At 40.0% G+C, this 22923-nt stretch carries 23 protein-coding genes; 14 read left to right on the top strand and 9 right to left on the bottom strand.

Annotated features, from left to right (window positions below):
• Nucleotides 1–156 precede the first annotated feature (156 nt).
• Nucleotides 157–465 carry an ArsR/SmtB family transcription factor gene (locus tag EV282_RS16120; protein WP_130297034.1) on the bottom strand — a complete coding sequence of 103 codons (309 nt, stop codon included), beginning with the start codon at nucleotides 463–465 and terminating at the stop codon, nucleotides 157–159.
• Between the two features lie 170 nt (nucleotides 466–635).
• Here EV282_RS16120 and EV282_RS16115 point away from each other — a divergent pair, with 170 nt between their 5' ends.
• Together EV282_RS16115 and EV282_RS16110 are read left to right on the top strand one after the other, a co-directional pair.
• Entirely contained in the window at nucleotides 636–827 is a 192-nt protein-coding gene (locus tag EV282_RS16115) for an alpha/beta-type small acid-soluble spore protein (protein WP_130296769.1), read from the top strand.
• Between the two features lie 78 nt (nucleotides 828–905).
• A complete protein-coding gene (locus EV282_RS16110) occupies nucleotides 906–1154 on the top strand; it encodes a hypothetical protein (RefSeq protein WP_130296768.1) in 249 nt (82 codons plus the stop codon).
• A gap of 34 nt (nucleotides 1155–1188) precedes the next feature.
• Here the strand turns inward: EV282_RS16110 and EV282_RS16105 are convergent, their stop codons facing one another.
• The 6 genes from EV282_RS16105 to EV282_RS16080 form a co-directional block, all read right to left on the bottom strand.
• Nucleotides 1189–1842: an amino acid ABC transporter permease gene (locus tag EV282_RS16105; RefSeq protein ID WP_130296767.1), complete on the bottom strand. Its 654-nt coding sequence runs from the start codon at nucleotides 1840–1842 to the stop codon at nucleotides 1189–1191.
• The gene (locus tag EV282_RS16100; RefSeq protein ID WP_207224341.1) at nucleotides 1835–2596 is read right to left on the bottom strand and encodes a transporter substrate-binding domain-containing protein; all 762 of its coding nucleotides are present in this window, start codon (nucleotides 2594–2596) and stop codon (nucleotides 1835–1837) included. Before EV282_RS16100 ends, EV282_RS16105 begins: the two co-directional genes overlap by 8 nt.
• 347 nt (nucleotides 2597–2943) lie before the next feature.
• Nucleotides 2944–4041, bottom strand: coding sequence for an ABC transporter ATP-binding protein (locus EV282_RS16095; RefSeq protein ID WP_130296765.1), 1098 nt, complete (start codon nucleotides 4039–4041; stop codon nucleotides 2944–2946).
• Nucleotides 4042–4181: 140 nt separating this feature from the next.
• Nucleotides 4182–5114, bottom strand: a complete 933-nt coding sequence (locus EV282_RS16090; RefSeq protein WP_130296764.1) for an ABC transporter permease subunit — start codon at nucleotides 5112–5114, stop codon at nucleotides 4182–4184.
• Entirely contained in the window at nucleotides 5111–6133 is a 1023-nt protein-coding gene (locus EV282_RS16085; protein WP_130296763.1) for a hypothetical protein, read from the bottom strand. Before EV282_RS16085 ends, EV282_RS16090 begins: the two co-directional genes overlap by 4 nt.
• A gap of 128 nt (nucleotides 6134–6261) precedes the next feature.
• Nucleotides 6262–7143, bottom strand: coding sequence for a PucR family transcriptional regulator (locus EV282_RS16080; RefSeq protein ID WP_130296762.1), 882 nt, complete (start codon nucleotides 7141–7143; stop codon nucleotides 6262–6264).
• Nucleotides 7144–7274: 131 nt separating this feature from the next.
• Here EV282_RS16080 and EV282_RS16075 point away from each other — a divergent pair, with 131 nt between their 5' ends.
• The 6 genes from EV282_RS16075 (at nucleotide 7275) to EV282_RS16050 (ending at nucleotide 13118) form a co-directional block, all read left to right on the top strand.
• Nucleotides 7275–7880 carry a polysaccharide deacetylase family protein gene (locus EV282_RS16075; protein ID WP_242611893.1) on the top strand — a complete coding sequence of 202 codons (606 nt, stop codon included), beginning with the start codon at nucleotides 7275–7277 and terminating at the stop codon, nucleotides 7878–7880.
• 25 nt (nucleotides 7881–7905) lie between these two features.
• Nucleotides 7906–8607: a diphthine--ammonia ligase gene (locus EV282_RS16070; protein WP_130296761.1), complete on the top strand. Its 702-nt coding sequence runs from the start codon at nucleotides 7906–7908 to the stop codon at nucleotides 8605–8607.
• Nucleotides 8608–8686: 79 nt separating this feature from the next.
• Nucleotides 8687–9832: a DUF445 domain-containing protein gene (locus tag EV282_RS16065; RefSeq protein WP_130296760.1), complete on the top strand. Its 1146-nt coding sequence runs from the start codon at nucleotides 8687–8689 to the stop codon at nucleotides 9830–9832.
• A 50-nt stretch (nucleotides 9833–9882) separates the two neighbouring features.
• Nucleotides 9883–10251, top strand: coding sequence for a YlbF family regulator (locus tag EV282_RS16060; RefSeq protein WP_130296759.1), 369 nt, complete (start codon nucleotides 9883–9885; stop codon nucleotides 10249–10251).
• Nucleotides 10252–10405: 154 nt separating this feature from the next.
• Entirely contained in the window at nucleotides 10406–11257 is an 852-nt protein-coding gene (locus tag EV282_RS16055) for a Cof-type HAD-IIB family hydrolase (RefSeq protein ID WP_130296758.1), read from the top strand.
• A gap of 376 nt (nucleotides 11258–11633) precedes the next feature.
• Nucleotides 11634–13118 (top strand): aldehyde dehydrogenase family protein, encoded by a 1485-nt coding sequence (locus tag EV282_RS16050; RefSeq protein ID WP_130296757.1) that lies wholly within the window; start codon nucleotides 11634–11636, stop codon nucleotides 13116–13118.
• Between the two features lie 296 nt (nucleotides 13119–13414).
• Here EV282_RS16050 and EV282_RS16045 read toward each other — a convergent pair whose 3' ends face one another.
• Together EV282_RS16045 and EV282_RS16040 are read right to left on the bottom strand one after the other, a co-directional pair.
• Nucleotides 13415–13849, bottom strand: a complete 435-nt coding sequence (locus tag EV282_RS16045) for a GNAT family N-acetyltransferase (protein WP_165389498.1) — start codon at nucleotides 13847–13849, stop codon at nucleotides 13415–13417.
• 29 nt (nucleotides 13850–13878) lie between these two features.
• Nucleotides 13879–14064, bottom strand: coding sequence for a YhzD family protein (locus EV282_RS16040; protein ID WP_077363479.1), 186 nt, complete (start codon nucleotides 14062–14064; stop codon nucleotides 13879–13881).
• Between the two features lie 149 nt (nucleotides 14065–14213).
• Here EV282_RS16040 and EV282_RS16035 point away from each other — a divergent pair, with 149 nt between their 5' ends.
• From EV282_RS16035 to EV282_RS16010, 6 genes are all read left to right on the top strand, one after another.
• On the top strand, nucleotides 14214–15110 hold the full coding sequence (locus EV282_RS16035) for an ABC transporter ATP-binding protein (RefSeq protein WP_130296755.1): 897 nt from the start codon (nucleotides 14214–14216) through the stop codon (nucleotides 15108–15110).
• Nucleotides 15103–16377 (top strand): ABC transporter permease, encoded by a 1275-nt coding sequence (locus EV282_RS16030; RefSeq protein ID WP_130296754.1) that lies wholly within the window; start codon nucleotides 15103–15105, stop codon nucleotides 16375–16377. The genes EV282_RS16035 and EV282_RS16030 overlap by 8 nt, the downstream gene beginning before the upstream one ends.
• Before the next feature lie 353 nt (nucleotides 16378–16730).
• Nucleotides 16731–17945 (top strand): metallophosphoesterase family protein, encoded by a 1215-nt coding sequence (locus tag EV282_RS16025; RefSeq protein ID WP_165389497.1) that lies wholly within the window; start codon nucleotides 16731–16733, stop codon nucleotides 17943–17945.
• Between the two features lie 7 nt (nucleotides 17946–17952).
• Nucleotides 17953–20814, top strand: a complete 2862-nt coding sequence (locus EV282_RS16020; RefSeq protein WP_130296752.1) for an ATP-binding protein — start codon at nucleotides 17953–17955, stop codon at nucleotides 20812–20814.
• Nucleotides 20815–20833: 19 nt separating this feature from the next.
• Nucleotides 20834–21511, top strand: a complete 678-nt coding sequence (locus EV282_RS16015; protein WP_130296751.1) for a response regulator transcription factor — start codon at nucleotides 20834–20836, stop codon at nucleotides 21509–21511.
• The gene (locus EV282_RS16010; RefSeq protein ID WP_130296750.1) at nucleotides 21508–22872 is read left to right on the top strand and encodes a HAMP domain-containing sensor histidine kinase; all 1365 of its coding nucleotides are present in this window, start codon (nucleotides 21508–21510) and stop codon (nucleotides 22870–22872) included. Before EV282_RS16015 ends, EV282_RS16010 begins: the two co-directional genes overlap by 4 nt.
• Nucleotides 22873–22923: the final 51 nt, after the last annotated feature.

Raw genomic sequence — 22923 nt, 5'->3', positions numbered from 1 at the left:
CGTAAGGTGCGAGACTCCTGCGGGATCAGCGGGACAGGTGAGACTCCTGAACGTGCAAAGCGCGAGGAGGCTCACCGCACGCCCCGCGGAAAGCGAGTACCTGGAGCGGAGATCAACCACTTACAAAAGCAACCAGAGAAAGCGAGTAAGAACCTTTTATAAAATACAATCTTGTTCGATGATGTTAATCAGTTGTTTAAGCTGCACAACTGTTTGATCAAGCGTTAAAAAATAAAAGATTTCTTTTCCTCGTTTTTCTGTTCCAACGATTCCGGCTTCCCTTAAAATTTTTAGGTGATGGGAAACTGTCGGACGTGACATGGGGGATTGATTTGCTATCTCTGTTACGTTCATTTTTTCAGCTTCAGCTAAAAGTAAAACAAGATCTTGCCTTACGGGGTCACCAAGTGCTTGAAATAAAGGGATTGTTTTACGGAACATTTCAACTGCATGTTCATTCGACATCATTTCACCAACTTCGTTTCGTTTCAACTTCCTATAGCTCAGTATAAACGATTCAAACAAATAATGAAAAAAATCCTTTTTGTGTGGGAAGAACGCTATAAATTGCCAGGAGGAGCTACGCATACAGAATTTGAGAAGGAAACACAATATGAATAAGGGGGTGAAACAAAATGGCAAGACGAAACAAATTAGTGGTACCTGGTGCACAACAGGCTATCGATCAAATGAAGTATGAAATTGCATCTGAGTTCGGTGTGACACTTGGACCAGATACAACAGCGCGTGCTAACGGTTCAGTTGGTGGGGAGATCACGAAGCGTTTAGTAGCAATGGCACAACAACAATTAGGCGGATCTCGCTAACTCTAAAAAACATGGCTGTAAAGGGGTGGAGTATTCCACTCCTTTTTATAAGGATGTAACGTAAAGGAGTAAAATGTTATGGCAATGTGTCCGATATGCAATAACTTTCAAACGATAAATGTTCGCTGTCCTGAATGTGGAAGAGCAGTTCAGGATCAGGGGAGAGTAAGTGATTTTTTCGATGATTACAGTCCATATATGGAAGTGGATGAACTGAAGCTGGAGGATGGATATCCGACAGATTTTAAAGAAAGCCAATGCCCGCATGTTTTTTATTGTGATGCCTGTCATCAAGAGGTGCTCTATTTTATTGGCGAATGGGCGTAAAAAAGCTTCATATCCCTTTTAGAGGACATGAAACTTATTGACTTAATTTGATACGGCGTTCCAGTAAAACTCGTAAACCATCCAGTAAAGAAGTTAAGATCCAGTAAATAACCGCGGCTTCTAATAACACAGGTAATACAATCAGCTGTGATGCACTGATCTGATCTGCCATAAGTGTCAATTCTGGAACCGTTATGACTGATGCAAGAGATGAAGCTTTAACAATATCGATCAAGGAATTCCATACAGATGGAATGGATATTCTCCAAGCTTGGGGCAGTATGACTTCTTTATATGTCAGATATCTGTTCATCCCTAATGAAAAAGCTGCTTCCCATTGCCCTTTTTCAATGGATTGAATAGCACCGCGATAAGATTCAGCGATATATGCACTAAAATGCAGGATCAAACCGGCCAGTGCAGCTTGCCATCCTTCTGGTACATAGATAAAAGTAAAGCCGTTGTAAAGAATCAATAATTGAATTAATAATGGCGTCCCTCTAAAAAAAGAAATATATCCTTTTGCAAACCCCGAAAGAATCCTACTTGACGACATTCGGCATAACGCGATGACCAATCCGAAAATAAGAGCTCCTAAAATTGAAAACAAACTGATGAGGATAGTAAAAACAGCTCCCTCCAGCAGATAGGGGAGGGAGTTGATCAGAATCTCTGATAGGTTATTCACTTACATCTTCTCCAAAATACTTTTCAGAGATCTCTTTTAACGTGCCGTCTTTTTTCATTTCCTCAAGAGCTTTATTAACCTTTTCAGAAAGTTCTTTGTCGTCTTTTCGGAATGCAAAGGCCATTTCATTTTTGTTAAAAGGTTCACCTACAGCTTTTACTTTATAATCCGTTTTCTTTAGTTCCGTTAAGATGAACAGCTGATCGTTCATAGCTGCATCAACACGATTAACATCAAGGTCAGTGAGAACCTGTGCTATCCCTTTGTAGTACTTTATTTTTGCTCCAGCTTTTTCAGCTTCTGCAGCATAGTTGCTTCCTTGTGTCGTTCCAACTACTTTTCCTTTTAAGTCATCGATGCTTTTAATATCATTGTTGTCTTTATTGACGATTACTTGACCGCCTGAAACCGTATATGGAGTCGAGAAAACATATTTCTGTTTTCTTTCATCTGTAATTGTTACTTGGTTTGCAACTAGGTCGAAACGCTTTGAGTCCAGTGACGTGAACATGTTTTTCCACTCTGTCGCTACAAATTTTGGTTTCATATCAAGTCTTTTTGCTACTTCTTTCGCGACTTCAACATCATAACCTGTAATGTCGTTTGTTTTTTTATCACGGTATGAGAAAGGCGGATATGTAGCTTCGGTACCAATCGTCAAAACTTTTTTATCTTTATCAGCACCACTATCCTTAGATTGATCAGATGTGCCGCAAGCTGCTAAAAGAATGACAGAAAGAGCTAGTGCCAACATGATTTTAACTGTGTTTTTCAAATGAAGTCCTCCTAGTCGGATTAATCCCGACAATTTTTATAGAATTAATTGTATAAAGCGATTGTCATTTCGTCAATCATTTAACATTTTCCCCGAGAAAGACAAAAATAACAGGGAATATTGTTCTATTTCTTGCCTGGGTATACGTGATCACATAAAAAATAAGGACAATCACATAAAAATAGGCATCCATCACATAAAAATGGAGAGTCATCATATAAAAACAGGGCATCACCACATATTTTTCTGGAATATGGAATAAGGGGGGTATTCCGGAAAATAAAAAAGCCCTGCTACAAATCAGCAGAGCTTGTTAAAACGGTGTATTAACGAATACGAAGTTCTGTTTCTTTATCAAAGAAATGCGCTTTGTTCATATCGAATGCAAGGGAGATGCTTTGTCCGTTGCGGATATCCGTACGAGAATCAACACGTGCGATGAAATCTTGTCCGCTTACTGTTGAATAAAGGAAAGTCTCAGCACCCATCAATTCAGCCACATCGATTTTCGCCTCGATCTTCGTGTTTGAAGAAGATTCTAAGAATACAGGCTCATCATGAATGTCTTCAGGACGAATACCAAGAACGATTTCTTTTCCTGAATAGCCTTTATCTTGAAGGATTTTCATCTTTCCACCTGGAACAGCAATCTTTGTATCGCCAACTTTAAAGAAGCCGTCCTCTAAAGTTCCGTTCAAGAAGTTCATTGCTGGACTTCCGATAAATCCGCCAACGAAGATGTTTTCAGGTGTGTCATAAACTTCTTTTGGAGATCCAACTTGCTGGATGCGCCCGTCTTTCATGACAACGATACGAGTTGCCATTGTCATTGCTTCTGTTTGGTCATGCGTTACATAGATCGTAGTTGTTTGCAGACGCTGGTGAAGCTTTGTGATTTCAGCACGCATCTGAACACGAAGTTTTGCATCCAAGTTAGATAATGGCTCATCCATCAAGAATACTTTTGCGTCACGAACGATCGCACGTCCTAGTGCAACACGCTGGCGCTGACCACCAGAAAGAGCTTTTGGTTTACGGTCTAAGTATTGCTCAAGACCAAGAATACGAGCAGCTTCTTTTACGCGCTTATCGATTTCGTCTTTGCTGAATTTACGCAGCTTAAGTCCGAAAGCCATATTGTCATATACGTTCATGTGAGGATATAGTGCATAGTTTTGGAATACCATTGCGATGTCACGATCTTTTGGTGCAACATCGTTTACCACGCGCTCGTCGATTACTAGCTCACCTTCAGAAATTTCTTCAAGACCCGCGATCATACGAAGTGTAGTTGATTTACCACATCCGGATGGACCTACGAATACGATAAATTCCTTATCAGAAATATCAAGGTTGAAGTCATGTACAGCTGTTACTTTGTTATCATATCGCTTAACGATGTTGTTTAACTTAATGCCTGCCATTTTAATAATCCCCTTCCGATGTAAACGTTTTCTTGATGTTTTAAGTTTACGCTTTCATACTGGTGGCGTAAATGGACGACTTGCCCAAAATAAAAATCCCTCTTTATGCAAGATGCACAAAAAGGGGTGAGGGTTTTTATTTAACGAGGGTCTAATCGTCTTATCAATAGGCTTCCAGCTGCAAAAAGAACAAAGAACGGGAGAAATATAGCGATTAGACTGATAGCAGCAAGGTGAGGGTTTTCCACACCGTAATCCGCTACGAATCGGGTGATGCCGTATATATTAAAGATAATTTCAAGCATCAGCAAATTAGAAAGCAGGATCCAGAATATATTCTTTAATTGGCCAAACAGCTGTGCTGCCGTGTTTTTCAACAGATAAGCAAGTAATATATATATTTTTTTTAATCCTTTTCCTTTTGCAAATTCCACATATATCTTAGTTGATTCTTCTTCCATCGTTAAGATGAGGTACTTAATAACATACAGTGTCGGAAGAATTGATATGGCAAGAGTGGGAAGGAAATAAGCTTTTGTTTTGTACACATTTACAATATTGAACATAAGCAGTCCAGTATTTTTATAAATCCATATGACTGCCAATTGCACCAAAAGAATGACGAAAACGTCAGGCAAGGTTTCGATAGCTAGAATGCACTTTTTAATAAAATTTTTGACGACAACAGGGAAATTCATATAGAGAATTGTAAATGTAATGCCAAATAATAAGCTTAAGAAAAGTCCTCCTATTAAAAAGGAAATCGATTGTGGATATACTTCCATTAACATGGGCAGCAATGGCTTATTAATTCCATTATTATAAAAAGTGGTGTTCGTTATATCAGTGAGTTGAATAACTGTAGTTTTGATCTGATCCCAGTAAGCTAAAGGCTGAAAAACAATAGAGTTTACTAAAAAAGAGTTATTTGTCATCTGGCCAGTATCAATTAATCTAGTGTTGTTCATCAAAATAGCATAATCGAAAATTAAAACAGGCAATGATGTAAATAAAATGATCCCGGTTAAAGACAAGAGTAAAAAGAGAACCAATTTCCAAAGCAGTCTCATCATGATGCATTCACTCCTCTATCTTTTAATGGAACAAAAGAAGGAGATTCTGCTTCTGGGACGATTAATGTTTTTGTTCTTTTTATATTTTTGTAAGAATGTTGATCAGCTCTTGCAATCCCGGAAACCATTAGATTAATAGCGATAATACAAACTACAAAGCAACAAACGGGAGCAATAACCAAAACGGGTGCTGCATAATAAGCCGGCCAGTTCTGAACAATTAATCCGCCCCATTCATGTGAATCTGAAAAAGTTCGTATATAAGTAATTTCAGTGTTGGAAGGACCTGTTGTTTGATAAGTAATCTCATGAAAACCACCGATGAAAATTTTCAAAAATGCTAGATGGGCAATGATAGACAGAGTCTGCCCAGCTTGTTGTACTGTAAGAAGCAACAGTTTAGGAGAAAGACAAGGAAGAATATGTCTGTAAAAAATATGAATCATACCGCCTCCTAAGAGGTGTGCGTTCTGAATATATTCCTCTTTTGATAAAATAGAAATTTCATCAGCGATCTGTAAAGATAAAATGGGCAGTGTAAGACAGATTAATACGATCATCGTTACAGTAAATTGAGTGAGATCAGAGTAGCTCCAACTAAATACAATGAGAACAGGCGCGATTAATAAATACGCAAAAATAGACAGTGGAGCAAAGTAAAAGATATTACATAATTGGCTCAATATTCTTTTAATAAACTTTGGAACGATTAAGAGAACAAATGCACCAAATATAGACAATAGCATCCGTCCTAAAGTAACTAGCATGACAAGACCTAATGTGTATTTCGCTCCTTCCACCAAGACGTAGAGATAATTATTTCCGTCTTGATCTGAACCTAGCGGGTATTCATCATTTGGTTTAAAAGGTGCATGATCAATAATTGTACCGCTATCATCGTATAAAAGTTTAGATGGGGTACTAGGCTCTTTTATAGCAGAAAAAATAAAGCTTCCGCTTAGGATGACCAGCAAAATCAAAAAACCGCATAAAAAAAAGGGCTGTTTTACATATCTCATAAAATTTTTATCCCCCTAATTCTTCTATCTCTTTAATAGTTTTAAGAATTCTAGAAGGGTATTAATATTCCTTTATTTGTAAAAAAAAGACCGCTTCTTTTATTAGAAGCGGTCCAATTTCACATCGTTTATAACTGTTCCAGAGACAATATAGCCATGTACACAGAAAGAGCATTCTTAAACTGTTTCACGTCGATTCCTGTTCGGTCAAAGAACTTATCCACGCGATACTGCAGGCTGTTGCGGTGGATGTATAATTTCTTTGCCGCAAGGGATATGTTCATGTTGCACTCAACAAAAACTTTTATTGTTTGAACGGTTTCTTTGTCTTCTTCCATCCATTCAGCCAGAAGCCCTGTTAAAGTTTTTTGTGTGGCAGGACTTGCAGAATGAAGCAGCATGAGGGGTATAAGGTCAGCGATGGTATAAACAGCTTTAGGCTGCAAATACCCTCTAACACTTAAAAAGTCATTTTTTTCACGTTCATAGATTTCTTTCGCTAAAGCTTTATCGGTTTGAAATAAACCAATGTAGATTGATAGATCCATATAAAAATCTGTAGACAACGTATCTTTTAAAGCTTCGTATGGTGTGTCATTGTATTCTTGTTTTGATGTTTCGATAATGACTCCGCTCTTGCTTTCTTCATTTAAAAGCAAAACAGCTTCTTCAGGAAAGAGTCCGCTGACAGCCTCTGAGAAAGAGGTGTAATCAAGAATGGGTTGCTTGCTGAAGAAGTGAATATAACGATAGAATCCTTGGTCGTTCACTTTGTTTTCACCTGAAAGGATCTTCTTCCAACTTAACTGTGCAGAAGTATACTGAACGATAGTTTCGTTCTCGTATCTTTCAAACATGCTTTGCAGCAGCTGTATTTCTGAATCGGATAGTACAGATTGTTTTATACCAAACGGTTCTCCGGTATGTGTAGCGAACCACATGTACCCCGATTGATTTGAAAGGTCAGTTGTTAACGCCTCTTTGTAGTGATTCTTTAATTTATTTAGCATCCTATTTCATATCCTTTCAAAGGAAACCTTGTTATTATTATAGCAATGTTATGCCGTATTCAAAAACCGATTTGAAAGAACAGGAGGAGAGGGAGATGAAAAAATCCCCTTGAGTAACTTCATCAACGGTCGTGTACGACTGGGAGAATTCAGAAATATGGACGAACAAACGAGACTGGAACCATCATTCATCAAAGTCTCTGATTCTGACTTTCGATGATGGACCTTCTTCAGTACTGGTTCCGATTTTAGATATTTTAAAGAAGCATGAAGTAAAAGCGATGTTCTTCTGGCAATCCAGATTGCTGCATAAACACCGTCCCTGGAAGAGGGTATTAGATGATGGCCACATGATAGGTGGTCATTCCATCAGACATAGAGATTTGACGAGACTTTGCTATAAGGAACAGCTTCACGATATCACATCAAATAAGCAGTATATTGAACACTTAACCGGCCAGCAGATGAAATATTTCCGTCCGCCATATGGCCAGTTTAATGAAGATACACTTAAAGTTCTGAAGGAGTTAGATGTTATACCATTTTTATGGGAAGTAGCGGGACTGGATTGGGAGCATAAAGAAAATCCCGTCCATATCGTTCATAACATCCTTAATTTTGCAGAGGCGGGCTCAGTCATTCTGTTGCATGAACTAAAGCAAACGGTGAAAATTTTAGATGAACTGATTACAGAACTGAAAGCGGAAGGCTATTCGTTCGAGCTGCCGCCTTTATAAACTAACAATAAAAGGTGGGGGAAAGATGAAGAAAAAAATTGCTGTTTCGTTCAGCGGGGGGAAAGACTCTGTTCTAGCTTTACATAGATTGCAGAGGTCTGGTGAGTGGGAGGTCGATTCCCTGCTGACCACGTTAACAGAAGACTACGACAGGACAACGATGCATGGCGTTCGAAACAGACTTTTGGAACTTCAAGCTGAATCCCTAGACATCCCGCTAAGAAAAGTTTGGATACCGCGTGATTGCCCGAATGAAATCTATCAGCAGCGAATGGAAGAAGCTGTGGATGGAATAATTGCTGATGACATATCTTATATCATGTTCGGTGATATTTTTTTAGAAGATGTTAAATCCTATCGTGAAAAGATGCTTGAAGGAACAGGACTAACACCTGTTTTTCCTATTTGGGGAGAAGATTCAAATAAGCTGATAGATGAATTTGTGGATAATGGTTTTAAAACGGTAGTTTGCTGTGTGGATACATTTAAAATAGATTCTGCGTTTTCCGGAAGAGTGATCGATAAACAGTTTGTAAATGATTACCCGGCAGATCATGACATATGCGGAGAAAATGGAGAGTTTCATACATTTGTGTTCGACGGACCGAACTTTTCTTTTCCTATTGCGTATAAGTTAGGGGAGTACCGGCTTGCAAAAGATATGTATACAGGTGAAGATCGCTTTTATTATGTAGATCTGCTTCCGGACAATGGTGATCCAGAGTAAGCCTCAGGTCCAAATTGCTTGGAGCTTTTAAAATGGCGTATACTTAGAAGATAGATTAAGCAGTAATGGAGAGAATGCTATGAATATGTGGCTTACATTGACAATCATGGTCGTTGTCGGAGCATTTATTGGCGGTTTGACAAATTTAATCGCCATCAAAATGTTATTTCGGCCTTTTAACACATTATATATTGGTAAATTCAAGGTGCCTTTTACTCCCGGACTCATTCCGAAAAGAAGGCATCAGTTGGCTGTACAATTAGGAGAAACAGTTACGAAGCATCTTCTGACAGCTGAGGGTGTGCAGACGAAAATTAACGACTCGGGCTTTCGCTCAGAGATGACGGCACTCGTTCAAGGTGAGGTTAAACGCTTTTTACAGAGTGACATCACAATCCAAGAACTGCTGAAAAAAGACTTCGGCGTTGAAGATGTTCATAGCCGTATCCAAACGACGACTGAAACGTGGCTAGCGAACAGAATGAAAAAAATGCTCGAGGAATCAGACAGCAAAGAAATGAAGGATGTAATGCCTGAAAGGTTTGTAGCAGCAGGGGAGGAGAAGCTGCCTGAAGTTGTGGACTGGCTATTAAACAGAGGTGTGCTCTATTTGGAGAGTACAGAAGGCAGGAAGGCTTTAGCGGGCGGTATAGATGCTTTTCTAATGGATAAAGGCATGCTTGTCAACATGGTTTCAATGTTCTTCGGAAACGTAAGCATTGCTGAAAAAGTACAGCCAGAATTAATGAAGTTTCTGAAACATGAAAATACACGTGAGACATTGCTTAAACTGCTTCAGCAGGAGTACCGCGGTTTTATGGAAAAAAGAATGGGAGAAGCTGTTGCACTTCTGAACATGCCGGACATGCCGGACATTACGGCTGGACTGGCAAAAGAAATTACGGAAAGACTGCCGATCCAAGAATATTTAAACACTCCTCTCAGTACTTTGGCAGAAACATTCGAAAACTGGCTTATCGATGAACTGACGCCAAAAGCGGTTGCTGCAGGGCTTGATCTTTTTGCAGCAAGACTTGACGTACTTCTTGAAAAGATGCACCTGGCTAAAATTGTGGAAGAGCAAGTTGAAGCTTTTTCGCTTGAGCGTTTAGAGGAGATCATCATCTCGATCGCGAAGAGCGAACTGAAAATGATTACGTGGCTCGGAGCGCTTTTAGGCGGAATTATTGGTCTGTTTCAGTCTATCCTTGTACTATTTTTGTAGAGTCTGTTATAGTGGGTACCGTACTTTAATTCATGGGAGGTATTATACCAATGGCAAACGTATATGATGTTGCATACGATCTAGAAAAAGCATTAAGAAACAGCGAAGACTTCCAAGCTTTAAAAAACAGCTATGATGAAGTTAATAATAATCCGGAAACAAAAGAACTTTTCGGCAAATTCCGCGATATTCAAGTCAATCTTCAGCAGAAGCAAATGAGCGGCCAAGAAGTTACACAAGAAGAGATCGAAGAAGCTCAAAAGCTATTTGCTGACGTTCAGCAAAACGAGACGATCTCAAAGCTTATGGCAGCTGAACAACGCATGAGCACGATCATCAATGACCTTAATAAAGTCATCACAAAGCCTTTGGAAGAGCTTTATGGTCCAATGGTTGAAGAAGATGGACAACAGCAATAATTGCTCATACACTGAACCCCTGTTTCTTTAAATGAAACAGGGGTTTTTGTATGTGTATAAGTTTCTAGGCTTGTCAGCGTTCTAAAGCATGTTTAAAGGTCATAGACTTAACTCGAGTTCTTATACTTTATTTTCGCGAAATGGGGGGAGCAACATGGTATACCGTTTACTGGCGATTGACATCGACGGAACCCTACTGCGAAGCAATTTCCGTATCGATAAAGAAACGAAAGAAGCCATTGATTATGTGCAGCAAAAAGGGGTCTATGTCACACTCGCTTCGGGCAGGAGCTTTCCGTCTACACAAAAGATAGCAAAAGCTCTTAAGATCGAGAATTACCTTATCAGCCACAATGGCGGTTTCATTGCTTCATCTCTTGACGAACCGCTTCAGGAAAATCGGCTGTCTGTGGAGGATACCTACAGAATAGTAGATATTCTCGAGAACTACGAATGTCATATGCGAGTTGTACATGAGCGCTTTTCAATCGGAAATCAGCTGAAGCAAAAGAGCCAGCTTGTCGCAAAACTAACACTAAGCACTGGCGATCCTTTATTCTATCCGGTTTCTTTTACAGAGAACCTCGGAGATTACGTATTATCACAAGAAGTTTCACCGCCTAAGATGGAGGTTCAGTTTTTTGATGAAAAAGAATGCGAGTCAGCTATTAAGTATTTGAAAGAACAGATGCCAGACTTTGAGTATTCCTCTTCAACAAAATGCAATTTGGAAATCACAGCGAAAAAAGTAACAAAAGGAAATGCGCTTCGGTTCTTAGGCGAAAAGCTTGGGATCGCACCTAATGAAATGGTGGCGATCGGTGACTCTTACAATGATATGGATATGATCGAGTTTGCTGGATTAGGTGTAGCGATGGCGAATGCGCCTGATGAAGTAAAGAAGAAAGCAAAATGGATCACACGCACAAACGATCAGCTAGGCGTTCCGTACATGGTAAAAGAGGTATTCCGTAAGCAAATGCGATTCCAGACGTTGAAAAGATAACGAGTTTAGAGAAAAGAGGGCCTTTTATGGATACTTTTGTCCAAAGAGGGTTCTTTTTTTGTTTGCAGGGACTAACTAATGTGTGGTTCTTGAGATTTACGAGCGGTTTCTTGAGATTTACGAGCGGTTTCTTGAGATTTACGAGCGGTTTTCGGGATTTACGGGCGATTCATGAGATTTACGACCTATCTAGAATTTAAAACCTTTTCTCCGACGGTATCTATCCATCGTCAAAATCCTCCATATACCGACATACGTTTGCCGAATTTAGTCAAAAACGTTTCAGTTTTATTACAATTGTAGAAAATGAAAGGGTTTTCATGAATCGTGACGAATATTATTTACGTAAGATTCACTTTGTAAAGGGAGGATTCAAATGGAAAAAACATTAGACCTACAATTAAAACCAAAGGTGGCCGAGTTCCTGAACGGAACGAAAAAACATTTTATTAATGGAGAATGGGTCTCCTCAGCAAGCGGAAAAACATTTGAAACATTAAACCCTTCAACTGGCGATGTACTAGCAGTGGTTTCAGAAGGTGGTCCAGAAGACATCGATAAGGCAGTAAAAGCTGCTAGAGCAGCATTCGAAACTGGATACTGGTCGAAGATGCCTGCATCAAAGCGCAGTTACTTAATTTACAAACTAGCTGATTTAATGGAAGAAAATAAAGAAGAATTAGCACAGCTTGATACATTGGACAACGGTAAGCCTATCGGTGAAACGATGAACGCTGATGTTCCGTTGGCAATCGAGCATTTCCGTTACTATGCTGGATGGTCAACAAAGATTGTTGGACAGACGATTCCTGTCGCAGGAAGCTTTTTCAACTATACTCGCCATGAAGCGCTAGGCGTAGTTGGACAAATCATTCCTTGGAACTTCCCGTTATTGATGGCGGCTTGGAAGCTTGGAGCAGCACTTGCGACTGGATGTACAGTTGTATTGAAGCCTGCAGAGCAAACGCCTCTTTCTGCATTATACCTTGCTAAATTAGCTCAAGAAGCTGGTTTCCCTGAAGGTGTGCTAAACGTTGTAACAGGTGCTGGTGAAACTGGAGCAGCTTTAGTTGACCATCCAAATGTGGACAAGATCGCATTTACTGGATCAACTGAAGTTGGTAAGCTGATCATGCGCAATGCTTCTAACTCTTTGAAGCGTGTTACATTAGAGCTTGGTGGTAAGTCACCGAACATTATCTTGCCTGATGCTGACATGAGCCGTGCGATTCCAGGAGCATTAAGCGGAATCATGTTCAACCAAGGACAAGTTTGTTGTGCGGGATCCCGTTTATATATCCAGAAGAAGTCGTTTGATAACGTAGTAGCTGACCTTGTGTCACATGCTAAAAAAATCAAGCAGGGACCTGGACTGGATCCTGAAACGACAATGGGACCTCTCGTTTCCCAAGAACAGCATAACCGCGTTCTAAGCTATATCCAAAAAGGTAAAGATGAGGGTGCTGAACTTCTATCAGGAGGATCTGTTCCTTTTGATAAAGGATATTTCGTAGAGCCTACGATTTTTGCTGACGTTGATGATAAGATGACGATTGCAAAAGAAGAAATCTTTGGACCAGTTGTAGCTGCAATGCCGTTTGATGACTTGGATGATGTTATCGCTCGTGCGAACGATTCTGAGTATGGTCTTGCTGCAGGACTATGGACAGAGAATTTAAAAACAGCTCACTATGTATCTAACAAACTTCGTGCAGGTACAGTTTGGGTGAACTGCTATAATGCATTTGATGCTGCATCACCATTCGGAGGATACAAGCAATCTGGTATCGGCCGTGAGATGGGATCTTATGCTTTGAACAACTACACTGAAGTGAAGAGCGTGTGGGTAAATCTAAAATAGACAACATAGACATTACGGGGTCAATAAAATGATCGGAATATAGGAAAACCGGGTGCCACGATCCAGCACCCGGTTTTTTTGTTTTTGTATTTACTTCTTTGGCAAGTAATTGGAGTGTAAGGTGCGAGACTCCTCGAAAATGAAAATCAATTTTCTTCGTGCGATGTAATGCTGTCGAAGTTTTCCTTGTCCTGCGGGACGAGCGGTCAGGTGAGACCCTTAAAGGCGCAAAGCGGCAAGGGGCTCACCGCACGCCCCGCGGAAAGCGAAGCAACCTGGAACGGAAATCAACCACTTTAAAGCATTACTTTAATAAAACGAAGACCTGTATCATCATAATCTAAACTCCGGTAGAACTCATGAGTATCGGTCCTTTGTTTTCCGCTGTTCAGCAAGATAGCAGTTGCTCCTTGTTCTTTTGCCCATTCTTCTCCGAAGCGGACAAGCTGTTTGCCGATGCCGTTTCCTCTGAATTCTTCACTTACAACAAGAGCAGAAATCCTGGCGTAACACCCATTTTTCTCGAAGTAGAGGCCTTTTGTCAGACCGATCATGCCGATGACCTGATCGTTTATGCAAGCAACAAAACAAGCATATGCTTCGTTAGGAAGCAGCGTTTCTAATCGCTCGGTCATTTCTTCAGGAGCAGTGGGGTAACCAAGCTCACCCATTAATAAAGAAAGTTCGTAGCTGTCCTCATAACGTGCTTCTCGAATTATAACTTCACTCACTGTTTTTCCCCTCGTTTCCATGAGTTTCATTAGCGATGGAAAAGAAGCAGTTGCCCCTTTGGTGAAGTCAGGCGATGCGTTTTTTCTTGCATGTTTAGTTCAGCCAGACGGGCTTCTCCACGTTCTTTTGCTTCAGAATCATTTGATGCCGTAATGGCCTCATCTAATATTTTTTCGCCGTTCTTTTCGTAAGCAGTTAATGCATATGTATTCATGATAAGTCTAACTCCTTTCGTATCTAAAAATTGATTTCAACATTCGACGGTTTTTTCCTGCAAATTCAGCAATAAATTCTCTGAAACTAATGGAGATACACCACGTATAAGGTAGAATATGGTATATTTTACATCGGGGAGGGAAGTTGATGTTACAGATTAAAGATGTTCGAAAACAATTTGGTACTTTTACAGCAGTAGATGGACTGAATCTAGAAATTCCTAGAGGTGAAATTTTTGGGTTGTTAGGTGCAAACGGCGCAGGTAAAACAACAACATTCAGAATGATTCTCGGTTTATTAACTCCGACTCAAGGAACGATCACTTGGGATCACAAAGAAATATCTTATCAAACTAGTGATCTTGTCGGTTATTTACCCGAAGAAAGAGGACTTTATCCCAAACTTACCGTAAAAGAACAGCTGATCTATTTAGGACAGCTTCGGGGAATGTCTCGTTCACTTATTCAAGAACAAACTGATAAATGGTTAAAACGCTTTGGGGCAGAGGAGTATTTGAATAAAAAAGTAGAGTCTCTTTCAAAAGGAAATCAGCAGAAGATACAGTTTATTGCGGCCGTTATTCATCGTCCAGAACTATTAATCTTGGATGAACCGTTCAGCGGTCTGGACCCGGTAAACGTAGAACTATTAAAGAATGCTGTTCATGAACTGAAAAAAGAAGGTACGACTATTGTGTTCTCCAGTCACAGAATGGAACATGTAGAGGAACTGTGTCAGCATTTGTGCATCATGCATAGAGGGAAGTCAGTTGTTCAGGGCAACTTAAAAGAGATTAAGAGATCTTTCGGAAAGAAGAATGTTTTGGTAAAAGCAGATTTTGATCTTACTTATTTAAAAGATACAAATGGCGTTTTGAAGCACCGCATGACTGCAGACGGCATTTCGCTGCAAGTTGAAAGGGAAGAAGTAGCGCATAGTTTGTTCCAAGCGGTTCAGTCAAAAGGATTTGTGAGAAAGTTTGAACTCGAAGAGCCATCATTAAATGATATTTTCATTGAAAAGGTAGGTGTGGTTCATGAGTAAATTTATCACCGTCATGATGCATACATACCGATCTAAGATAAAGTCAAAACCGTTTTTGATCACGACTCTTATTACCATCGCTTTATTATTCGTCGTAACGAACATGAATGAGATTACAAAAATGTTCGGTGAAGAGGAAGCATCAAAAGTAGGAGTGATCGATAAAACAGGCAATACACTGCCGGCACTGCAAGCACAGTTAGAGCAAGCAGGGGATGACTTGAAAGCGGAAGCATACACGAAATCAGAAGGTGATGCTGAAAAAGCTGTAATTGACGGGAAGCTAGATGGTCTTTTGATTTTAGATAAAGATGCTTCAGGCATCGTAACAGCGGTTTATAAAGCTGAAGATGTAACACAGCAGAGCCTGATTACTGATATAGAGATGGCTTTACAGCATATTAAGAATAAGTCGGCAGCTGAGTCGATTGGATTAAATCAGGAACAGCTTGCAGCAATCTATCTGCCGGTATCATTTGAAAAAGAGTCACTTTCAACAACAGCTAAAAGTGAAGAAGAAGCGGAACAAGTCTATATTCTTGTATACGTGGTTCTGTTTTTCATGTATATGTCTGTCATGATGTACGGCAGTATGATCGCGGTTGAAGTGGCAACAGAAAAGTCTTCAAGGGTAATGGAGATTTTGATTTCATCTGTATCACCTGTAACACAGATGTTTGGTAAAATCTTCGGTATCGTTCTGATCGCACTGACACAGCTTGTACTATTTATAGGTGGAGGATTTGCGGCTGTAAAATTGAACGAAAATCTTAGTGGAAGCGAAAGTATTATACAAGAGCTTAAGCTCAATGAAATACCAATCTCATTAATGGTTTATGCTCTCGTTTTCTTTATTTTAGGATTCTTCCTTTATGCAACGCTCTTTGCCATGATGGGTTCATTGATAAGCAGGGTAGAAGAGGTAAACAATCTGATGACGCCAGTGGTGATCGTGATCGTGGCTGCCTTTATGATTGCGATGTACGGCAGAGAGAACCCAGAGTCTGGATTTGTTGCAGCAGCTTCATACTTCCCGCTTTTTACACCGATGCTTATGCTTCTTCGTGTAGGTATGCTTTCGCTGCCAGTGTGGGAAGTTGCACTCGGAATTGGTGTACTAATTGCTGCCATCGGTCTTTTCGCGGTAATTGGCGCACGCGTATATCGCGGAGGAGTTCTTATGTACGGCAACGCACCATCATTGAAACTATTCAAGCAAGCACTGCTTTTATCAAAACAAGAAAAGAAGAATACAACTGAACTTTAATCAATTTTATTAAAAAAGAGAGCTGATTCATTCAGGAAATACCCGAATGGATTCAGTTCTCTTTTTTTGTGTAATTTTTAGCGAGTTCAGGATTGTTAAACATTTGTTTAAACTTAGGGTAGGTCGTACTGCGTGAAACTCGATTCATAATGCGTGAAACGAGAGATGTTCTGGTTAAACTCGATTCATAATACGTGAAACTTCGTGTTTTCTGCGTGAAACACTTCAAATTTTGCGTGAACGTGTAAAAAATAAATAAAAGAACACGTACCGTAAACGGCTTAATTAGCGAACGTGCTTTCGTATATATGTTAAAATGAGGGGAAGAATGGTAGAAAAAGAGGATGAGTGGAATGATAAAGTTTTTACATTGTGCAGACCTGCATTTAGACAGTCCGTTCAAGGGGCTTTCCTCATTGCCGGAAGGGATGTTGAAGCGTCTTTTTGAAAGTACGTTCTTGTCGTTTAATAGACTTGTTGATATAGCGATTCAGGAAAAAGTAGATTTTGTAATCATCGCCGGCGATCTTTATGACAGCGGTCAGCGAAGCTTGAAGGCACAATCTTTTCTGAAAAATTGTTTTACAAAACTAGCGTCTCATCATATAGAAGTTTACATCGTTCATGGCAACCATGATCCGCTAGATGGTCAGTGGGTTGCATTGGAGTGGCCGAAGAATGTTCACTTCTTTCAAGGGAGCAGCGTCCAATCTTTATACTATGAAAAAGAAGGGAAGATGATTGCTTGCCTGCATGGATTCAGTTATGAAACATCAGCTGTAACAGACAACCGAACGATCCATTTTCCAGAAAAGCAAGACGATCTGTATCACATCGGGATTTTGCACGGACAAGCCGACGGTTATAGCGGACACAGCCGTTATGCACCGTTTTTATTATCGGAGCTTTTAAAAAAGGGCTATGATTATTGGGCTCTAGGCCATATTCATAAAAAAATGGATCTTTATGATGAACCTTCTGTCCGCTATTCCGGAAACATCCAAGGAAGACATAGCGGTGAAACAGGTGAAAAAGGGGGTTATATCGTTACTCTTAACGGTACCGAGGCTTCAAGCGTTTTTCATGCGACTTCAGATATTGAGTGGTACGAAGCTACCGTTGATTGTAATGATGCTGAAAATCTGCAAGAAGTGATTACACATTGTGAAAATATAAAAGATACATACAGAAATCCATATAAAGGGATATTCCTAACCATTCGATTAACGGGATCTACACCGTTATATGAAGAACTATTGGATGGGGGTTTCATAGAAGATCTTGAGGAGATATTGCGAGAAGAGGATCCAGAAGGTTCGTTCGTGCATGTTGTTTCATTAAAAAATGATGTTCTTTCTCTTAACCAAGATGAGTTATCTATTAAGCAGTCTCAATTCTTTCAAGATATTATGAACGTTCTTCAAGACGAACGAGAGCTTGAAACGGCTTTGTCTGAATTAAAGACTCACAGAACAGTAAGGAAATTTCTCTCACTCGATGATGAGGATTGGGAAGATGTAAAGAAACAGGCTGAGCAGTTATTATTAGCAGAACTGTACAAAGGATAGGTGGATTATGAAAATAATATCTTTGCATATCTATCATTTTGGGGCATTAAAGGATTGCAAGCTTACTTTGGATCGTTCAGGCTTTCAATGGCTGTTTGGTGAAAATGAAGCAGGGAAAACAACATTAATGGATTTTATTAAATGTATATTGTTCGGTTTTCCTTTGAAGAACCAATCAAAGCGGCAGTATGACCCTAAAGACGGCAGCAGAATCGGTGGAAAGATCACTGTTGAACATACAAAACTCGGAATATGGACAATCGAAAGAATTTCTGGAACAAAAGCTGCTGGAGACGTAATCATCTATGATGAAACTGGCCAGCAAAAAGATGAATCATTTTTAATTCAACTATTAGATGGAATGGATCAGTCTTTGTTTACGGGAGCATATTGCTTTGGACTTGACGGGTTGCAGAAGCTAGATAAGTTAACTTCGGAAGAACTAGGGAACTTCTTGCTTAGCACGGCGATCTCAGGTGACCGCGACCTGCTGGGAATTGAACTGACGTTTGAAAAGAAACAATCTGTATTGTTTAAAAAAGCGGGAAAAAAGCCTGTTATTAATGAAAAGTTGGAGCAGTTAAAGAGTGCAGCTCAATCCCTACAAAAGCTTAAAGAAAAAAATGAAAACTATCAAATAATCGAAAAGCAAAAAGAATCACTCGAGATTAAAATACAGGAAACAAGCCGAGATCTGGCTCTCATACAAAAAGAGTTAAGATCTATCAAACGTCTGTTTGAGCTGAGTCCTGTTTTAGAAAAGTACAAACAGCTGAATCACGAACTAAAGGCGTTTGGAACAATAAAGCCGACTTTTCCGGAAAATGGCATTCAGCGATATGAACAATGGCAAAAAGAAGTATCTCTCTTAAATGGAGAAATGCAATATATCGAAGACCGTTTGGCCAAAATAGATAGAGATCAGCAAGTGCTAGAAACTGATGGCAGGTTGCTGTCCTATCAAAAAGATATTAAACAATTGTTTAATAAACTTCCTCAATATGAGCATCTACAAGAGCAGCTCATATCGCTCAATAGTCAAATAGATGAGTGGCGTGGTCAGGAATCCGGACTATTTGAAACTATTGGAGAAACTTGGCATCATGAGGATCTTAAGAAGATGTCACTTTCCCTATCTTCACTTCAAGAGCAGGAGGAGCTCCTGAAACAACATAATGCGATTCTGGAGAAAAAGAGAAGATTAGAAGATGATTTAGAAGATTCCAGAGTAAAGCTTGAGAACTTGGAAAAGGAGGAAGCAGAAAGAAAAGCTTTGCTTCTCCCTGAAGAAGAGTTAGCACGTTATGAACAAGAAAAAAATAAAAAGTATCAAAAGCAAGCTTTTCCTGCATACGCTTGGATGCTTCCTGTAATTTCGGCAGTTGTTCTGATTTGGTCTGGCTGGTCTTCTGAAAATACGGCGGTAATGTACGCTGGAATTATGCTCCTTCTCTTAGCCGGTGGTCTTGCCATCATCACCGGAAAGAAAGCTATAGTCCCACAAGATAATACCCTTCGTACTAATCAGCGTTATCTTGAAGAGGAGGAAAACCGAAAGCTTTGGATTCAGCTAACAGCAGCTCTTAAGCACGAGAATAATGTATATCTGCAAATTGCCAAACAGCTGGATTATTTAGAGATAGAAGAAGCAAAAGTGAATGAGAAAACAGAAAGATGGGCTGAACAGTACAGATATACGGGTGATAAAGAGAAGCTGATGTTATCAGGTTATATGAACACCCTCATGAAAATTAAAGAGGTCATAAAACAAAAAGAAAAAGCGATCAATAAACTGGAGAATACAGAAGCCGAACTCGACCAGTTAAATAATGAAGCTAGTAAGCTTGCTTATTACTTGGAGATGGAAGCTGTTGAAGACTTTAAAAAGCTGATCGAAGCGATGTATACGAAACTAGAACACCAGTTAAAAAATGAAGCTGAAAGTGAGCATTTAAGAAAAAGTTTTAGTGAGTTATCAGAACGAAAAGACTCTCTATCAAAGCAAATTCATAGCATTAACGATCGAATAGCCAAATTATGGAGCGAAGCAGAGGCTGATACAGAGGAAGCTTATTATGATATAGGCAAAAAAAATGCCGCTTTTATAAAGGTATCTAACGAGTGGGATGCACTAAACAATCAGTTGCAATCATTAGGATTCGAACCGCATGAAATTGACACCATGGCTGAAAAGATGACTGAGAAATATGAAGAAACGGTTCAGCTTTTTGAAGATCTTGAGAGAAAAGAAGTACTACAGAAAGATGAACACACTGCTGCTACAGAAGACAAAGCGAAACTGCATTGGGAATTGAAAAATCTCTTAGAGGATGGCACATATTCCGAGCATCTGCATCGATATGAACTATTAAAGGATGAATGGAACCTTCTTGTTAAGAAATGGGCTAGCCTGCGCCTGGCTCAACATGCCTTGCAGAAGGTGAAGGAAGACTACCAAAAAACGAAGCTTCCAGCAGTTTTAGAGACTTCGAGTGTTTATTTTAGTAAAATAACAGAAGATGAATATCAATCTATTTCGTTTACAGATGCCAATGAACTAGTCGTGTTAAAAGAGGACGGCACCCGCTTTTATCCGCATGAGCTGAGCCGGGGAACTGCAGAGCAGGTTTATTTATCGATCAGACTCGCTGTTGCAGCGAATGCCGGTCCAGCTGGATTCCCGATACTTATGGATGATATCGCAGTGAATTTCGATCAAAACAGGGCTCGTCGCACGCTGTCATTGATACAAGAAATCGCACAGGACAGGCAGGTTCTATTTTTTACTTGCCACTCGCATTTAGAGCCGCTTGTGCCAAATGTACCTTTTATCCACTGGCCAGAGGGTTCTGTTTTAGCTGAAAAATAATTGAAGGAGGGGATTGCCCATGTCAAATGAGTATACGATTTACTTGGTAGAGGATGAGCAAGATCTTTCACACGTCTTAAAAGCCTATATGGAAAAAGAGGGTTGGAATGTTTCTGTTTACCACAATGGAGAAGAAGCATTAAAGAATTCTGAAGGATCCCCTCCGCATCTTTGGATCTTAGATATTATGCTTCCAGGTATGGACGGCTATGAAATTATTAAAGAAATTAAAAAGAATTCGGATATACCCGTTATTTTCATTTCAGCAAGAGATCAGGACCTCGACCGGATCGTGGGCCTTGAGCTCGGGAGTGATGATTATCTCGCTAAGCCTTTCATGCCAAGAGAGCTTGTTATTCGCGTGAAAAAACTTTTAACAAGAGTTTATGAAACGGGCAATAGAATGCCGCAGATCATTGAGATTACGGGGTATACGATCGATCCAATCTCAAGGAGAATCACACGGGATGGAGAAATCATTAATTTAACCGGCAAAGAAATAGACGTTCTGCTCTATTTGATTGAAAACAAAGGTAAATCAAGAAAAAGAGAAGAAATCCTTGAATATGTTTGGGGAGACGATTACTTTGGGTCTGAACGGGCTGTAGATGATGTGATCAGACGTGTGCGCAAGAAGATGCCCCGTCTAAATTTGGAGACGGTCTACGGTGCTGGATATAGGATCATCCCATCATGATTCGATTAAATCTGACGCAGCGCATCTGGCTATCGTTCGGGTTGCTTCTGTTTACGATCGGTTTATTGACAGCCATTATCTATCCGCTGTCCATTAAAGATACGCTGACAGAGGAAACATATAGAATTATTGAAAACGAGCAGCAAAAAGTGCGTGATCCTCAAAAGCAGTTTCCTCAAAAAGGGGAGTCATCGGTTGACTTTATTGAAAGGCGAAATGCTGAACGGTCTGTAGGCCATTTTTTAATTATCGATCAATATGCCAATTCTCAAGGGGATCCCGTTCCTCAAGAAGTATTAGGTGAGATGGCGGAAAAGGCGTATGAGCAAAAACAGAATAAAGGCCGATATGAGTTAACATATGAAGGCGCGACTCTGTTTTATGTGATCTCCACGGGGACGAATGCGGAAGGTGAAGCTGTCTACTTGATCTCTTACATGTGGGACACATACCGTGATCAGATGGTTAACAGACTTTGGCTGAGGCTCGTGTTAATCCTGTTGTTTACAGGTGTTTTTTCGATTATTCCAGCAATCTGGCTGGCAAGATATCTCCGCTCACCACTGACGATATTAGGGAAGCGTTTTGAGCAGATCGCTAAAAGAAACTGGCAAGAACCCTTTCATTGGAAGGGGGATGACGAGTTCTATGTGCTATCAAAACAATTTGAGGAAATGAGGCAAAATCTCCTGCGGCATGATCATGCCCAAAAGACATTTATTCAGCATGCCTCTCATGAGCTGAAAACACCGATCATGACGATAAAAAGCTATGCACAGTCTGTAAAAGATGGCATCATGCCAAAGGAAACGACTGAAGACATGATGGATGTTATCTTAAAAGAAACACAAAGAATGGAAAAACGTGTTCAAAACATGCTGTATTATACAAAGCTCGATGCGATGAAGCTTGATGTCCTCTCTAAAGAAACGTTTGAGTTTGGTGATCTGGCTGAAGATATTATTGAGCGGTTCAGATATCAGCGTGAGGATATAAACTTTGAGATCACAGGCAACCATTACAAGATTAACGGCGACCATGAACAGTGGAGTATCCTGCTCGATAATCTGGTTCAAAACGCACTCCGTTATGCGAATGAGACAATCAGGCTCTCTGCATTCTTTAAAGGCAGCTACTTCATCGTCGAGGTCTTTAACGATGGTGAGCAGTTGACAGGTGTGACAGGAGAAGAGATTTTTCAGCCGTTCCGAAAAGGAAACAAAGGGCAGTTTGGGCTTGGGCTCGCTATTGTAAAAAGGATTGCTGAACTCCACGGAGGCAAAGCAACAGCGCTTAATACGAAAAATGGTGTGGCGTTTCAAATCAAAATGCTGATAAACGACATGCAAAATAAAGAATAACGAGCTATTGCAACTGTATTTCTTAGCGTTTACAAAAGTAGTTTGATAAAT

Source organism: Fictibacillus sp. BK138, assembly GCF_004216955.1.
Lineage (GTDB): Bacteria > Bacillota > Bacilli > Bacillales > Fictibacillaceae > Fictibacillus.
The sequence above is the reverse complement of the archived record's forward strand: the minus strand, read 5'-3'. Positions and strand labels throughout refer to the sequence as shown.

Excerpts from the sequence above, each read along its gene's own strand:
- EV282_RS16120 (WP_130297034.1), bottom strand. The coding sequence starts at position 465 with ATGTCGAATGAACATGCAGTTGAAATGTTCCGTAAAACAATCCCTTTA.
- EV282_RS16115 (WP_130296769.1), top strand. The coding sequence starts at position 636 with ATGGCAAGACGAAACAAATTAGTGGTACCTGGTGCACAACAGGCTATC.
- EV282_RS16110 (WP_130296768.1), top strand. The coding sequence starts at position 906 with ATGGCAATGTGTCCGATATGCAATAACTTTCAAACGATAAATGTTCGC.
- EV282_RS16100 (WP_207224341.1), bottom strand. The coding sequence starts at position 2,596 with ATGTTGGCACTAGCTCTTTCTGTCATTCTTTTAGCAGCTTGCGGCACA.
- EV282_RS16095 (WP_130296765.1), bottom strand. The coding sequence starts at position 4,041 with ATGGCAGGCATTAAGTTAAACAACATCGTTAAGCGATATGATAACAAA.
- EV282_RS16090 (WP_130296764.1), bottom strand. The coding sequence starts at position 5,114 with ATGATGAGACTGCTTTGGAAATTGGTTCTCTTTTTACTCTTGTCTTTA.
- EV282_RS16085 (WP_130296763.1), bottom strand. The coding sequence starts at position 6,133 with ATGAGATATGTAAAACAGCCCTTTTTTTTATGCGGTTTTTTGATTTTG.
- EV282_RS16080 (WP_130296762.1), bottom strand. The coding sequence starts at position 7,143 with ATGCTAAATAAATTAAAGAATCACTACAAAGAGGCGTTAACAACTGAC.
- EV282_RS16070 (WP_130296761.1), top strand. The coding sequence starts at position 7,906 with ATGAAGAAAAAAATTGCTGTTTCGTTCAGCGGGGGGAAAGACTCTGTT.
- EV282_RS16065 (WP_130296760.1), top strand. The coding sequence starts at position 8,687 with ATGAATATGTGGCTTACATTGACAATCATGGTCGTTGTCGGAGCATTT.
- EV282_RS16060 (WP_130296759.1), top strand. The coding sequence starts at position 9,883 with ATGGCAAACGTATATGATGTTGCATACGATCTAGAAAAAGCATTAAGA.
- EV282_RS16055 (WP_130296758.1), top strand. The coding sequence starts at position 10,406 with ATGGTATACCGTTTACTGGCGATTGACATCGACGGAACCCTACTGCGA.
- EV282_RS16050 (WP_130296757.1), top strand. The coding sequence starts at position 11,634 with ATGGAAAAAACATTAGACCTACAATTAAAACCAAAGGTGGCCGAGTTC.
- EV282_RS16040 (WP_077363479.1), bottom strand. The coding sequence starts at position 14,064 with ATGAATACATATGCATTAACTGCTTACGAAAAGAACGGCGAAAAAATA.
- EV282_RS16035 (WP_130296755.1), top strand. The coding sequence starts at position 14,214 with ATGTTACAGATTAAAGATGTTCGAAAACAATTTGGTACTTTTACAGCA.
- EV282_RS16030 (WP_130296754.1), top strand. The coding sequence starts at position 15,103 with ATGAGTAAATTTATCACCGTCATGATGCATACATACCGATCTAAGATA.
- EV282_RS16025 (WP_165389497.1), top strand. The coding sequence starts at position 16,731 with ATGATAAAGTTTTTACATTGTGCAGACCTGCATTTAGACAGTCCGTTC.
- EV282_RS16020 (WP_130296752.1), top strand. The coding sequence starts at position 17,953 with ATGAAAATAATATCTTTGCATATCTATCATTTTGGGGCATTAAAGGAT.
- EV282_RS16015 (WP_130296751.1), top strand. The coding sequence starts at position 20,834 with ATGTCAAATGAGTATACGATTTACTTGGTAGAGGATGAGCAAGATCTT.
- EV282_RS16010 (WP_130296750.1), top strand. The coding sequence starts at position 21,508 with ATGATTCGATTAAATCTGACGCAGCGCATCTGGCTATCGTTCGGGTTG.